Source organism: Mesorhizobium sp. M0088, assembly GCF_040322895.1.
In the GTDB taxonomy this organism is placed as follows: Bacteria; Pseudomonadota; Alphaproteobacteria; order Rhizobiales; family Rhizobiaceae; genus Mesorhizobium.
In genome coordinates this window covers 37501-51875 of the sequence record NZ_JAMYUI010000033.1, presented here as the reverse complement: position 1 = coordinate 51875, position 14375 = coordinate 37501, and the positions used below count along the sequence as shown (strand labels likewise).

At 63.4% G+C, this 14375-nt stretch carries 10 protein-coding genes (1 of these 10 running past the window's edge); 9 read left to right on the top strand and 1 reads right to left on the bottom strand.

What is annotated here, in order from left to right:
* Positions 1-139: 139 nt before the first annotated feature.
* From NKJ67_RS30900 to NKJ67_RS30860, 9 genes are all read left to right on the top strand, one after another.
* A complete protein-coding gene (locus NKJ67_RS30900; RefSeq protein WP_027038176.1) occupies positions 140-1393 on the top strand; it encodes an aspartate kinase in 1254 nt (417 codons plus the stop codon).
* Between the two features lie 83 nt (positions 1394-1476).
* A complete protein-coding gene (gene ptsP, locus NKJ67_RS30895) occupies positions 1477-3747 on the top strand; it encodes a phosphoenolpyruvate--protein phosphotransferase (RefSeq protein WP_027038177.1) in 2271 nt (756 codons plus the stop codon).
* Positions 3748-3757: 10 nt separating this feature from the next.
* The gene (gene prfA, locus NKJ67_RS30890) at positions 3758-4837 is read left to right on the top strand and encodes a peptide chain release factor 1 (protein ID WP_127266723.1); all 1080 of its coding nucleotides are present in this window, start codon (positions 3758-3760) and stop codon (positions 4835-4837) included.
* On the top strand, positions 4830-5702 hold the full coding sequence (prmC, locus tag NKJ67_RS30885) for a peptide chain release factor N(5)-glutamine methyltransferase (RefSeq protein WP_352585052.1): 873 nt from the start codon (positions 4830-4832) through the stop codon (positions 5700-5702). The genes prfA and prmC overlap by 8 nt, the downstream gene beginning before the upstream one ends.
* A gap of 303 nt (positions 5703-6005) precedes the next feature.
* Positions 6006-6953 carry a DUF4167 domain-containing protein gene (locus NKJ67_RS30880; RefSeq protein WP_127266725.1) on the top strand — a complete coding sequence of 316 codons (948 nt, stop codon included), beginning with the start codon at positions 6006-6008 and terminating at the stop codon, positions 6951-6953.
* Positions 6954-7172: 219 nt separating this feature from the next.
* Complete coding sequence (clpB, locus tag NKJ67_RS30875; protein WP_127408614.1) at positions 7173-9779, top strand: ATP-dependent chaperone ClpB; 2607 nt, start codon at positions 7173-7175, stop codon at positions 9777-9779.
* 115 nt (positions 9780-9894) lie between these two features.
* Positions 9895-10260: an MmcQ/YjbR family DNA-binding protein gene (locus NKJ67_RS30870; RefSeq protein ID WP_352585049.1), complete on the top strand. Its 366-nt coding sequence runs from the start codon at positions 9895-9897 to the stop codon at positions 10258-10260.
* A gap of 148 nt (positions 10261-10408) precedes the next feature.
* Positions 10409-11914, top strand: a complete 1506-nt coding sequence (locus NKJ67_RS30865) for a L,D-transpeptidase family protein (RefSeq protein WP_352585088.1) — start codon at positions 10409-10411, stop codon at positions 11912-11914.
* Positions 11915-12135: 221 nt separating this feature from the next.
* Entirely contained in the window at positions 12136-13695 is a 1560-nt protein-coding gene (locus tag NKJ67_RS30860; protein ID WP_352585047.1) for an MFS transporter, read from the top strand.
* Positions 13696-13701: 6 nt separating this feature from the next.
* Here NKJ67_RS30860 and NKJ67_RS30855 read toward each other — a convergent pair whose 3' ends face one another.
* Positions 13702-14375: the end of a M23 family metallopeptidase gene (locus NKJ67_RS30855; RefSeq protein WP_164892966.1), read on the bottom strand. The gene runs 1294 nt beyond the window's last position; 674 of the gene's 1968 nt are visible here — the last part of the coding sequence; its start codon lies beyond the right edge, outside the window; its stop codon occupies positions 13702-13704.

Below are 14375 nucleotides of genomic sequence, written 5' to 3'. Positions count from 1 at the left end.
TCGGCCGCCAGCCTTGCGAAACCTTCATCATTTGGCTAAGGAGGCCGCGCATTCAGCGGCCGGCGTCAGCCGGCCTTCCGCTTTTCGGGATTCCGGCTTTTGGCCGGGCTCCGGCTTCAGGCAAAGGCATTTCGCTCCCATGGCGCGCATCGTGATGAAATTCGGCGGAACCTCGGTCGCCGACATCGCCCGCATCCGCAACGTGGCGCGTCACGTCAAACGCGAGGTCGACGCCGGCCATGAGGTGGCGGTGGTCGTTTCGGCGATGGCCGGGAAAACCAATGAACTGGTCGGCTGGACGCGTGAGGCCTCTCCGATGCACGACGCACGCGAATATGATGCGGTCGTCGCTTCCGGCGAGCAGGTCACGGCCGGCCTGCTGGCCATCACCTTGCAAAACATGGGCGTGCATGCCCGCTCCTGGCAGGGTTGGCAGATCCCGATCAAGACCGACAATGCGCATGGGGCGGCGCGCATCCTCGACATCGACGGCGCGTTCCTGGTCAAGCGCTTCGGCGAGGGCCAGGTGGCGGTGATCGCCGGGTTCCAGGGCATCGGCCCGGACAATCGTATCGCCACGCTCGGCCGCGGCGGCTCCGACACCAGTGCGGTTGCCATCGCCGCGGCGGTCAAGGCCGATCGCTGCGACATCTATACCGACGTCGACGGGGTCTACACCACCGATCCGCGCATCGAGCCCAAGGCGCGGCGGCTGGCCAAGATCTCGTTCGAGGAAATGCTTGAAATGGCTTCGCTCGGCGCCAAGGTTCTGCAGGTGCGTTCGGTCGAGCTTGCCATGGTGCACAGGGTGCGTACCTTCGTGCGGTCGTCCTTCGACGATCCCGACGCGCCCGGAATGGGGGATTTGCTCAATCCGCCTGGAACGCTCATTTGCGACGAGGAAGAGATCGTGGAACAGCAGGTCGTCACCGGAATTGCCTACGCCAAGGATGAAGCGCAGATTTCGCTGCGCCGGGTCGGCGACCGGCCGGGCGTTGCCGCCGGCATCTTCGGGCCGCTGGCCGAGGCCAACATCAATGTCGACATGATCGTCCAGAACATTTCCGAGGACGGCAAGTTCACCGACATGACCTTCACCGTGCCGTCGGGTGATGTCGACAAGGCGCTGGCCGTGCTTGAACGGCTGAAAGCCGAGATCGGCTACGATGTCGTGCAGTCGGAAGCCGGCATGTCGAAGGTTTCGGTCATCGGCATCGGCATGAGGAGCCATGCCGGCGTCGCCGCCACCGCTTTCAAGGCGCTGGCCGACAAATCGATCAACATCCGCGCCATCACGACCTCCGAGATCAAGATTTCGATCCTGATCGACGGTCCGTATACGGAACTTGCGGTTCGTACTTTGCATTCCGTCTACGGTCTGGATAAGCAGTAGCGAGAACGATTTGAGTTGTTGCGTGTGCGCCGGTCGCAGTGGAAACTGCGGCGGGCAGAATGCCCATTGGAGAAGAAGCCGCGATGCGTGATCAGGCCAGTGGCCCGCGCGTTTTGCTCAAACGGCTCCGCGAGCTCATGCAGGAGCCGCTGGAGCCGCAGGAGCGGCTTGACCGGATTGTGCGCGACATCGCCTCCAACATGGTCGCGGAAGTCTGCTCGCTCTATGTGCTGCGCGCCGATTCGGTGCTCGAACTCTACGCCACCGAAGGTCTGAACCCGAACGCCGTCCATTTGGCGCAGTTGCGGCTGGGCCAAGGCCTGGTCGGCACGATTGCCGCCAGCGCGCGGCCGCTCAACCTGTCCAATGCGCAGGAACACCCTGCCTTTGCCTATCTGCCGGAGACCGGGGAAGAGATCTACAACTCGTTCCTCGGCGTGCCGGTGCTGCGGGCAGGGCGCACGCTGGGCGTGCTGGTGGTGCAGAACAAGACCATGCGCCACTACCGCGACGACGAGGTCGAGGCGCTGGAAACCACGGCGATGGTGATCGCCGAGATGATCGCCACCGGCGATCTGGCGCGGCTGACCCGGCCCGGCCTCGAACTCGATCTGCGCCGTCCTGTCAGCTTCACCGGCCTGTCCTTCAATGAAGGCGTCGGGCTCGGCCATGTCGTGCTGCACGAGCCGCGCATTGTCGTCACCAATCTGTTCAACGAAGACAGCGAGGAAGAGGTCCGCCGGCTGGAGACCTCACTCAGCTCGCTCAGGCTGTCCATCGACGACATGCTGGAACGCCGCGACGTCGCCTTCGAAGGCGAGCATCGCCAGGTGCTGGAAGCCTATCGCATGTTCGCCAACGATCGCGGCTGGGTGCGGCGGCTGGAAGAGGCCATCCGCAACGGCCTGACGGCCGAAGCGGCGGTGGAAAAGGTGCAGAGCGACATGCGCGCCCGCATGCTGCACATGACCGATCCCTATCTGCGCGAGCGGATGAGCGATTTCGACGACCTCGCCAACCGCCTGCTGCGCCAGCTGATGGGGCGCGGGCCGGAAGATGTCGCCGCATCGCTGCCGAAGGATGCCATCATCGTTGCCCGTTCGATGGGGGCCGCCGAGCTGCTCGATTATCCCCGCGACAAGATGCGCGGGCTGGTGCTCGAGGATGGTGCCGCCACCAGCCACGTCGTCATCGTCGCACGCGCCATGGGCATCCCCGTCGCCGGCCAGATGAAGGGCGCCGTTTCCATGGCGGAAAACGGCGATGCCATCATTGTCGACGGCGAAGAGGGCGTGATCCATTTGCGGCCGCAGCCCGACCTCGAAGCCGCTTATGCCGAAAAAGTGCGCTTCAGGGCGCGCCGGCAAGAGGTCTACCGCGAACTGCGCAAGAAGCCGTCGACGACCAGGGACGGTGTCCAGGTCGACCTGTTGATGAATGCCGGTCTCGCCGTCGACCTGCCGCAGCTTGCCGAAGCGGGTGCGGCCGGTATCGGCCTGTTCCGCACCGAACTTCAATTCATGGTCGCCTCGACATTTCCTCGGGCCGAAGCCCAGGAAAAGCTGTACCGCGACGTGCTCGAAGCGGCGCGCGGCAAGCCGGTCACTTTCCGCACCATCGATATTGGCGGCGACAAGGTGCTGCCCTATTTCAAGGGTGCGATCCAGGAAGAGAACCCGGCGCTTGGCTGGCGGGCGATCCGCCTGACGCTTGACCGGCCGGGGTTGTTGCGCACCCAGATCCGCGCTTTGCTCAAGGCCAGCGGCGGCCGCGAATTGAAGCTGATGCTGCCGATGGTGACCGAGCTGGGCGAGATCGCCCAGGCACGCGAGATTATCGACCGCGAGGTGCGGCATTTGTCGCGCTTTGCCCATCATTTGCCGACCAGCCTGAAGCTGGGGGCGATGTTGGAAGTTCCGTCGCTATTGTTCCAGCTCGATGAATTGATGAAGGCGGTCGATTTCGTCTCGGTCGGTTCGAACGACCTGTTCCAGTTCGTCATGGCCGTCGACCGCGGCAACACGCAATTGGCAAACCGCTTCGACACGCTGTCGGCGCCGTTCCTGCGTGTGCTCAAGCAGATCGCCGATGCCGGCGTCCGCAACAATACGCCGGTGACGCTGTGCGGCGAACTCGCCGGCAAGCCGATCTCGGCGATGGCGCTGATCGGCCTCGGTTTCCGTTCGATCTCGATGTCGCCGGCCTCGATCGGTCCGGTCAAGGCGATGCTGACGGAACTGCCGCTGGACGAGTTGAAGGCGTTTTTCGACGACAATCTGATGGCTCCGGCACAGGGCTTGCCGATGCGGGCGCTGCTGCAGGCCTTTGCCGACGACCGTTCGATCCCATTGTAGCAGCCTCATCATGGTCAATTTGCCCCGCGATCGTATGGATCAAGTCGTCAAGCGTTTCGAGATGCTCGAAGCGCAGATGTCGGCCGGCCCGGCGCCGGATGCCTATGTGCGCATGGCGTCCGAATATGCCGAAATCCAGGATATGGTGGCCAAGGTCAGGGCATTGCGCCTGGCCGAGCGTGAACAGGCCGATCTGGAAGCCATGCTTGCCGACAAGGGCACCGATGCCGAGATGCGGGCGCTCGCCGAGGCCGAGTTGCCGGAGATCGAGGAGCGCATCGAGGCATTGCAGAAGGATATCCAGATCCTGCTGTTGCCCAGGGATGCCGCCGACGACAAGAACGCCATTCTCGAAATCCGCGCCGGCACCGGCGGTGACGAGGCCGCGCTGTTCGCCGGCGACCTGTTTCGCATGTATGAGCGCTACGCCGCCGAACGCGGCTGGCGTTTCGAAACCGCCTCGGCCAGCGATGGCGACGCCGGCGGCTTCAAGGAAATCATCGCCACCGTGTCGGGCAAGGGCGTCTTTGCGCATCTGAAATTCGAATCGGGCGTTCATCGGGTGCAGCGCGTGCCGGCGACCGAGGCGAGCGGGCGCATCCACACCTCGGCCGCAACCGTCGCGGTGCTGCCCGAAGCCGAAGAGGTCGACATCGACATCAGGGCCGAAGACATCCGCATCGACACGATGCGCGCCTCGGGTTCGGGCGGCCAGCATGTCAACACCACCGATTCGGCCGTCCGCATCACCCATCTGCCGACCGGCATCATGGTCGTGCAGGCGGAGAAATCGCAGCATCAGAATCGCGCCAAAGCCATGCAGATCCTGCGTGCCCGGCTCTATGATCTGGAGCGCGGCAAGGCCGACGAGGAGCGTTCCGAATCGCGCAAGTCGCAGGTCGGCTCCGGCGATCGCTCCGAGCGCATCCGCACCTATAATTTCCCGCAAGGCCGCGTCACCGACCATCGCATCAATTTGACGCTCTACAAGCTCGACCGGGTGATGATGGGCGAACTCGACGAGATCATCAACGCGCTGATTGCCGATCACCAGTCGAAATTGCTCGCCGACATCGGCATCGATGACTGACCTGCCCGACGCACTCGGCCCGCTGCTGCGGGAAGCGCGGGCCCGGCTTGGCACCACTGTCGACGACCCGGCGCTCGATGCGAGGCTGATCGTCGAGCATTTTTCGGGCACGACGCGCACGCAAGCCATTGCGGACCCCGAACGCAGGCTCGGCGCCGGCATCGTTGCCGAAATCGATGCCGCCCTGAAACGCCGCGCCGGCGGCGAACCGGTGCATCGCATCCTCGGCTATCGTGAATTCTACGGTTTGCGCCTGTCGCTGTCGCCGGAAACGCTGGAGCCGCGGCCGGATACCGAAACGCTGGTCGAGGCGATATTGCCCTTCGTCAAGGCAGTTGCGGCGCGGGAAGGCAGGTGTCGCATCCTCGATCTTGGCACCGGCACCGGCGCCATTGCGCTGGCGCTGCTCAGCGTCGTGCCGACGGCTAACGCCACGGGCGTCGATCTGTCCGCAGGTGCGCTGGCGACGGCGGCCAGTAATGCCGGGAAACTGGGTCTTGCAGGCCGGTTCACGGCACTGCAGTCGGACTGGTTCGAAAAAGTTTCCGGCCGGTACCATTTAATCGCCGCAAACCCTCCCTATATAAGCTCCGAAGACATTGGAAATCTGCAGGACGAAGTCCGCAATTTCGACCCGCGCCTGGCCCTGGATGGCGGCGCGGACGGTCTGAACCCCTACAGAACCATCGCTGCGGAAGCGGCAAGGTTTTTGGAAACTGAAGGCAGGATTGCGGTCGAGATCGGCCATACGCAACGCAACGAGGTCTGCGAGATATTCGCTGCAGCCGGCTACGTGTCGGGCGGTGCTTTTCGTGACCTCGGCGGAAATGACAGGGTTATTGTCTTTGAAAGGATAAAGCCTTGACGCAGTGCAAAAAAGCGCTTGGCAATGCCGGGGAATGCGGCTAGGGTCGCCTTAACCGGATGAGACGAAGCAGGCAGTGCTCTTAGCGATTCGGTTTTCCTTGGAAATAGCTGCCTTCTTGCGCAAACGATGCCCAAGCTTCGTGCGGGAATCGTCCGGCAAGTGATGTAACCGGAACAGGATGGCACGTGGCGCCAACGCAATCGATGCGGGCGAACGCCGGTGAAGAGACGAAACGGCTGGCTGCATGAGCGCCTCCGTTCGTGAAGAGTTTTTCGAAAATTTCAAAATGAAGAGAGTTTGATGAGGCCACAACAGCAGAACAGGCGCATGCGCGGTCGCAATAATAATGGCGGCGGCGGTGGTAACAATAACAACAACAATAACAACAACAACCGCAAGGGGCCTAATCCCCTGACGCGCAACTACGAGAGCAATGGCCCGGATGTGAAGATCCGCGGTTCGGCTCAGCAGATCGCCGAAAAGTACGCCACCCTTGCCCGCGATTCTCACAGCTCCGGCGACCGGGTCATGGCGGAGAACTATCTCCAGCACGCCGAGCACTACAATCGCATCATCGCGGCCGCACAGGCGCAGATGCCGATCCAGAACGCGCAGCAGAATCGCGATGATTTCGACGATGACGGCGACGAGGACCGCGACGATTTCGACAATGGCGGCAACAACAGCAACACTGTTTCCGATGCCCAGATCCCGGTGATCAACCATGGCGCCGGCCCGCAGCCGGTCATCGAAGGGACGCCGGCCGAGGTTGCGCTCAACCGGGAAGGTGGCCGCGAGGCCCGTGATAATAATGGCGGGCGCAACAATGGTGGCCGCGACAACAATGGCGGGCGCCATCGCGATCGTCGCCCCAATGGCGGTTACGGCCAGAACGGCCAGCGCGACTATGCATCGTCCGCCGAGCAAGCTGGCCAGCCCCAGCGCAACGAGGCTCCGAGCGAGGCCGAAGCCGCCGCGCCGACCGAATCCGTTGCTGCGGCCGAACCGGCTCCGTCGTTCGAGAATCTTTCGCCGGCAGGCCTTGCGGCCCAGGCCGAACTCAACGAGGCGGCCGCCGAAAGCGGTGCTGCCCGTCGTCCGAGGCGGCCGCGCCGCCCGCGCGTCAACGCCGATCAGGTTGATGGCGGTAGTGACAATGCCAATTCCGTGGCCAACGCCGGCGAGGCGGCTGCGGCCCCGGTCGACAGCGGCAACGCCCAACCGATCAATGTCGATATCGACAACTGATCGAACGGCATTTCAAGGCATTGAACGGCGGAGAGAAATCTCCGCCGTTTTCGTTTGGGCGGCCGTGCAATATTATGAAGTTGCCGATATCGAGACGTCTTGAGGGTTCGGAGCTTGTGCACCATATCAGCCTCAACTGGACCCGGCTCGAATGGGAGGGTCCGTCACCGCAATCGGATCCGGTGCCGCAAAGCGGGCCGGTGATGGAAGGAGACAGATATGAACCTTGAGAAATACTCAGAGCGCGTGCGCGGTTTTATCCAGTCCGCGCAGACTATGGCGCTTTCCCGCAACCATCAGCAATTCACCCCTGAGCATATCCTGAAAGTGCTCGTCGACGACGATGAGGGCCTGGCCGCGTCGCTGATCGAACGCGCCGGCGGCAACGTTCGCGACGTCAAGCTTGGCGTCGAGACGGCGCTCGAAGCGATGCCCAAGGTCGAGGGCGGCAATGGCCAGCTCTATCTGGCCCAGCCGCTGGCAAAGGCGTTTTCGACCGCCGAGGAACTGGCCAAGAAAGCCGGCGACAGCTTTGTCACGGTGGAGCGGCTCTTGCAGGCGCTGGCCATGGAGAAGTCGGCCAAGACCGCCGACATACTGGCCAAGGCCGGCGTCACCCCGCAGGCGCTCAACCAGGTCATCAATGACGTCCGCAAGGGCCGCACCGCCGATTCGGCGAGTGCCGAACAGGGCTACGACGCGCTGAAGAAATACGCGCGCGACCTGACCGCGGATGCCCGTGCCGGCAAGCTGGACCCCGTGATCGGCCGTGACGACGAGATCCGCCGCACCATTCAGGTGCTGTCGCGCCGCACCAAGAACAATCCGGTGCTGATCGGCGAACCGGGCGTCGGCAAGACGGCGATCGCCGAAGGCCTGGCGCTGCGCATCGTCAATGGCGACGTGCCGGAATCGCTGAAGGATAAGCAATTGATGGCGCTCGACATGGGCGCGCTGATTGCCGGCGCCAAATATCGCGGCGAGTTCGAGGAGCGGCTGAAGGCCGTGCTCTCCGAAGTCACCTCGGCCAGCGGCAACATCATCCTGTTCATCGATGAGATGCACACCCTGGTCGGTGCCGGCAAGGCGGATGGCGCCATGGATGCGTCGAACCTTCTGAAGCCGGCGCTGGCGCGCGGCGAGCTGCACTGCGTCGGCGCCACCACGCTCGATGAGTATCGCAAGCATGTCGAGAAGGATGCAGCCCTTGCCCGCCGCTTCCAGCCGGTGTTCGTCGACGAGCCGACGGTGGAAGACACCGTCTCGATCCTGCGCGGCCTGAAGGAGAAGTACGAGCAGCACCACAAGGTGCGCATTTCGGATTCCGCGCTGGTGGCGGCGGCGACGCTGTCCAACCGCTACATCGCCGACCGCTTCCTGCCGGACAAGGCGATCGACCTGGTCGACGAAGCCGCATCGCGGCTGCGCATGCAGGTCGATTCCAAGCCCGAGGCGCTGGACGAGATCGATCGCCGCATCATGCAGCTCAAGATCGAACGCGAGGCGCTGAAGGTCGAGACGGACGACGCCTCGAAGGATCGGCTTGCCCGCCTGGAAAAGGAACTCGTCGGCCTCGAGGAGGAATCGACCGAGATCACTGCCAAATGGCAGGCGGAGAAGCAGAAGCTCGGGCTCGCCGCCGACCTCAAGAAGCAGCTCGACGAGGCGCGCAACGAGCTCGCCATTGCGCAGCGCAAGGGTGAATTCCAGCGCGCCGGCGAGCTTGCCTATGGCAAGATCCCGGAACTGGAAAAGAAGCTGAAGGAGGCCGAAACCCAGGACGGCAAGGCTGGCATGGTCGAAGAGGTGGTCACGCCGGATCACGTCGCGCATATCGTCTCGCGCTGGACCGGCATTCCGGTCGACAAGATGCTGCAGGGGGAGCGCGACAAGCTGCTGCGCATGGAAGACGAGATCGGCAAGCGTGTCGTCGGCCAGGGCGAGGCGGTGCAGGCTGTTTCCAAAGCGGTGCGGCGCGCTCGCGCGGGCCTGCAGGACCCGAACCGGCCGATCGGCTCGTTCATGTTCCTCGGGCCGACGGGCGTCGGCAAGACCGAACTGACCAAGGCGCTGGCAAGCTTCCTGTTCGACGACGAGGGCGCGATGGTGCGCATCGACATGTCGGAGTTCATGGAAAAGCACTCGGTCGCCCGGCTGATCGGCGCACCTCCCGGCTATGTCGGCTATGAGGAAGGCGGCGCGTTGACCGAAGCGGTGCGGCGCCGGCCCTATCAGGTCGTGCTGTTCGACGAAATCGAGAAGGCGCATCCCGATGTGTTCAACGTGCTGTTGCAGGTGCTTGATGACGGCCGCCTGACCGATGGGCAGGGCCGCACGGTGGACTTCCGCAACACGCTGATCATCATGACGTCGAACCTGGGCGCCGAATATCTCGTCAATCTCACCGAGGATCAGGACGTCGATCTGGTTCGCGACGAGGTGATGGGTGTCGTCAGGGCGTCGTTCCGGCCGGAGTTCCTCAATCGCGTCGACGAGGTGATCCTGTTCCACCGGCTGCGCCGGCAGGATATGGGTCGCATCGTCGAGATCCAGCTCAAGCGGCTGGAGAGCCTGCTTGTCGACCGCAAGATCACGCTGTCGCTGGACCAGGAGGCGGTCGACTGGCTGGCGGCCAAGGGCTACGATCCGGCCTATGGCGCGCGGCCGCTGAAGCGGGTGATGCAGAAGGAATTGCAGGACCCGCTGGCGGAGAAGATCCTGCTCGGCGACATCCTCGACGGCTCGACCGTCAAGGTGACAGCCGGTTCCGACCGGCTGAACTTCCGCTCGAAGCCGGCGATCGTCGCGGCGGAAGTGGCAGCCTGATCCTACGCCGCGCGTCCTTCCCGGACCCGCGGCGTTTTAGGTCTTTGTCATATGCATGTCGTTTTCCCCAAACCGGGGCCAGTTTTGGGCGACGTGCGCAAAAAAGGGGGGCGGGATGACGCTGGACGACTACAACGGCTTCTGCGCCTCGCTGCCCGCGACGAGTCACGTTTTCCAATGGGGTGGCGCCCATGTCTGGAAAGTCGGAAACAAGGTCTTCGCGGTTGGCGGCTGGGATCAGGGCCAGCAGCTCTTCGTCACCTTCAAATGTTCCGATATCGCCTATGATGTGCTCAAGGAGCAGCCGGGCCTGCGGCCCGCGCCCTATCTTGCCTCGCGCGGTATGACATGGATCCAGCGTCGGACAAGCCAGAGCATGGATGATGCCGCGCTGAAGGATTATCTGCGCGAGAGCCATCGCCTTGTAGCCCTGAAACTGACCAGACAGGCGCGCAAGGAATTGGGACTTGCCGCAAGCTAGTCTATATTCCTCGAGGCGCTGGAAAACCGCCATCTTCATGCCCGGTTCATGTTGGAACCATATGGTGGGTAACTGGTTTGCTGACGAGGGGCTTCGCCAGAGAACAATGCCGGGCGGCGGCAATTACGGACCGGAGAGTTTCGCCACTATGCTGCGTACGATCTTCACCCTTTCGGTACTTGCCGGCGGGCTTTTGTCTGCCAATGCAATCGCAGCCCCGACGCAGGACAGCGCACCACCGATTGTCCGTGCCGCCGATACCGGTGGCATCCTTGTCGCCCAGGACGGCAATCTCGACATCTACTACGACGCCAGGGGCAACCGCGTGATCGTCGATGCCGATACCGGCAAGGTCATCGCCATCCAGCCGCCGCAGACCCGGCTGGACCGCCGCGCCTTGCGCCGTGAGACACGACTGCGCGAACTGGGCCGCGCCCCCGAGGGCGACGACCGTTACTATCTCGACGATCCGGAAGACATGGCGCGGTTCCGCCGCCAGCAGTTGGAAGAGGAAGGCCGCGTTATCCCGCCGCCGGCGGACGAGTACGATCCCTATGGGGACAATGCCGTCGAAGCCTATCCGCCGGCACCGCAGGACGATGGCAGCTACGATGACAATTATCCCGACGCGCTGCAGCCGGCAAAGCCGGGTACCATCAAGCGCCAGCCGCTGGACGAAGCCTCGATAGACCCTGCCCAGCCGGCGACGTCAGCCGATCAGGCAGCTCTGCCACCAGAGACTGGCGGCAAGACCACTGTTGCCCCGGCACTGTCGCTGGGAGCGCGCCAGGATGTCGCCGCCCTTCAGGTGCTGCTCGACCGGGGTGGCGCTTCGCCTGGCGTCATCGACGGGCGTTTCGGTTCGAACGTCGACAAAGCGCTCGCTGCCTACAACCAGATCACCGGCGCCAATCTGCGATCGACCGACGCGGTCGCCATCCAGGCGGCACTTGCGCAATCCGGCGGCGATGCCTTCGCCAACTACACGATCACAGCGGAGGATGCGGCCGGTCCCTATGTCGCGTCGATCCCGGAAGACTACAGCCAGAAGGCGCAACTCGATCGCATGGGCTATACGTCGGTGACCGAGGCGCTCGCAGAGCGCTTCCACATGGATGAGAATTATCTCAAAGCGCTCAACCCGGACCTCGATTTCAATCGTCCCGGCACGACCATCAAGGTCGCCAATTTCGGCAAACTGGTTTCGACGCCGGTGGCCCGCATCGTCGCCGACAAGGACAAGAAAGAGGTTTTCGCCTATGATGCCGGCGGCAGGCTGGTCGCGGCCTATCCCGCAACCATCGGCTCTTCGGACACGCCGTCACCGTCCGGCATTCACACGGTGTCGCGCGTCGCGCTCGATCCGAACTACACCTACAATCCCAGCATCAATTTCAAGCAGGGCCAGAACGACAAAGTCCTGACCATTCCGCCTGGGCCGAACGGTCCCGTCGGCTCGGTCTGGATCGCCCTGGACAAGCCGACCTATGGCATCCACGGCACGCCGGATCCGTCGAAGATCGGCAAAACCGAAAGCCATGGCTGCGTACGCCTGACCAACTGGGATGCGCGGGAGTTGGCCAAGCTGGTTTCGCCGGGTGTCACGGTGGAGTTTGTCGGCGGACCTTCAGCCGATAACCTTGCGCAGCAGTGAACTGGGAAGTGCGGCGGGATAGACCAGCTGCATGATCAGGATGAAGCCGAGCTTTCAAGCGGCCGCCTCATCGAAATCCCCGCCGGCTGCACGTAACGGGGCTGGAATGACTGTGCCATTTGCACCCTGTCGGGGTGCAACCCTGGCCAAACGGCTGGTTTCAATGACTGCAAGCCACTGGCCGGTTGTTGCCGATGCGCTAGGGGTTTAAGCAAGGTTTCATGCATTCACCGAGCAAAGCTGCCGCGGTCCCGCTGACCAGCCCGGTCACGCATGGAACGTTTTGTCCGCAGTCGCAGCGGCGATTTGTGCTGATCGCGGCAATTCTGGCCTCGGCGCTTGGCTTCATAGACGGCTCGATCCTGGCCATCGCCACACCGGCGATTCGCGTCAACCTCGGCGCCAGCCTTGCCGAGGCGCAGTGGATTTCCAATGCCTATGCATTGACGCTGTCGGCGCTGATCCTGGCCGGGGGTGCCGCCGGCGACCGATTCGGTCTGCGCCGCGCCTTCGTGGCCGGCATTGCGCTGTTCATCGTCGCTTCGCTGGCCTGTGCGCTGGCGCCGAATGCCATTGTGCTGATCGCATTTCGCGCGTTGCAGGGCATCGGTGCGGCAATCATGGTGCCCGGCAGCCTCGCCATCATCGCCAAGGCCTACCCGAAGAAGGAACGCGGCCGCGCGATTGGGATCTGGGCGGCGGCTTCAGCGCTGACCACGGCACTTGGCCCGGTGTTCGGCGGTTTCGTGCTGTCGGCCTTCGGCGACGGCATCTGGCGGGCGATCTTCGCCATCAACCTGCCGCTGGGCTTGATCTCGATCTGGCTTCTGCTGGCCAAGGTTCCTGCCGATACGCCGACGGAGAAACGCAGCCTGGATCTCGGTGGTGCAGCGCTCGCGACATTGGCCTTCGGCGCGCTTGCCTATGGGCTGACATCGATGAGCGCCAGCGGCGAGGGCCTCATGGCAGGGCCGAGCATTGCCGCAGGCGTTGTATTGCTGGCTGTCTTCATCGTCTTCGAGCTTCGGCAGTGCGAGCCTATGATCGACCTCAGCCTGTTTCGCGTCGGTGCTTTCGCCGGCGCCAATGTGGCGACATTCTTCCTCTATTTTGCGCTATCGGCCAACCTTTTCTATCTGCCGATGCTGCTGATCGCCGGCTGGGAGCTGAGCACGGCCGAGGTCGGCTTCATCTTCCTGCCCTTGTCGGCATTGATCGCGCTTTTGTCGGGACCGGTCGGCAAGCTGTCGGACCGGATCGGACCCCGTTTTCCGATCGCCTGCGGCAGCCTAGTCGTGGCTTTCGCGTTTGCCGGGCTGGCCTTGCTCACCTACGCCGGTATCCACAATTTCTGGATTGGAATATTCCCGCTGATGGCGCTGATGGGGCTCGGCATGGCTCTGGTCGTGTCGCCTTTGTCGACCGCGATCATGACGGCGGTGGAAGACAAGGACACGGGGGCCGCCTCCGGCATCAACAATGCCGTCTCACGCATCGGCGGTTTGATCGCGGTGGCGGCGATGGGCTCGCTTGCTGCATGGGTCTACGCGAATGCACTGGACGCGAGCGCAACGTCCGCCATCCCAGGATTTGGTGAACCAGCGCCAGCCGGGCTTGCGCCGGCCATCGATGCGGCGAGGCTCGCCGCCAGCGACGCTGCGTTTGCCGCGGTTTCTTCAGTGACCGCGCTGCTTTGCCTGCTTGCGGCTGTTATCGCCTGGGCGACCATTCCCGGTGATCGATTGCCATGGCCGCGACAGGCCGAAGATACGCCAGGCTGAAGCGGATCAACCGTCGATCTTGGCGCTCGCAACCTTCAGCGAATCGCTGTCTTCCTGCTTCAGCAGTTCGTCGATGCGCTCGCGCTCGCGCTTGAAGGCGACGAGGTCATCGCCCTTCAGCACCTTGCCGACCGGCAGGCGGACACGCATCGGATCAACCTTGGTGCCGTTGACGATCAGTTCGTAGTGAAGATGCGGGCCGGTGGCGAGGCCGGTCTGGCCGAGGAAGCCGATGGTCTGGCCCTGGCGGACGTGCACGCCCGGTTCGATGCCTTTGGCAAAGGCGCTCTGGTGATTGTATGATGTCTCATAGCCATTGGCATGGCGGATGATGATCTGCTTGCCGTAACCGCCGGCCCAGCCGACCTTCTCGACCGTGCCGTTGCCGGCGGCGATGATCGGCGTGCCGATCGGCGCGGACCAGTCGACGCCGGTGTGCATGCGGACATAGCCGAGGATGGGATGCCTGCGGGCGCCGAAACCGGAGCGGAATTTCCCGGCGGGCAGGGGATTGCGCAACAGGAACTGCTCGGCGCTCGAGCCGTCCTCATCGAAATAGTCGGTACCGCCGTCCTGCATCTGGAAGCGGTAGAAGTTGCGGGTCTGGCCGCCGAACGTCGCCGAGACGTAAAGAAGCTCGGAGCTGTCCGAGGTCTGGTCGTCACCGTCGGGCTGCGAGA

Coding starts and splice junctions, on each gene's coding strand:
- clpB (WP_127408614.1), top strand. CDS start 7,173: ATGAACCTTGAGAAATACTCAGAGCGCGTGCGCGGTTTTATCCAGTCC.
- NKJ67_RS30900 (WP_027038176.1), top strand. CDS start 140: ATGGCGCGCATCGTGATGAAATTCGGCGGAACCTCGGTCGCCGACATC.
- NKJ67_RS30870 (WP_352585049.1), top strand. CDS start 9,895: ATGACGCTGGACGACTACAACGGCTTCTGCGCCTCGCTGCCCGCGACG.
- prfA (WP_127266723.1), top strand. CDS start 3,758: ATGGTCAATTTGCCCCGCGATCGTATGGATCAAGTCGTCAAGCGTTTC.
- NKJ67_RS30880 (WP_127266725.1), top strand. CDS start 6,006: ATGAGGCCACAACAGCAGAACAGGCGCATGCGCGGTCGCAATAATAAT.
- prmC (WP_352585052.1), top strand. CDS start 4,830: ATGACTGACCTGCCCGACGCACTCGGCCCGCTGCTGCGGGAAGCGCGG.
- ptsP (WP_027038177.1), top strand. CDS start 1,477: ATGCGTGATCAGGCCAGTGGCCCGCGCGTTTTGCTCAAACGGCTCCGC.
- NKJ67_RS30865 (WP_352585088.1), top strand. CDS start 10,409: ATGCTGCGTACGATCTTCACCCTTTCGGTACTTGCCGGCGGGCTTTTG.
- NKJ67_RS30860 (WP_352585047.1), top strand. CDS start 12,136: ATGCATTCACCGAGCAAAGCTGCCGCGGTCCCGCTGACCAGCCCGGTC.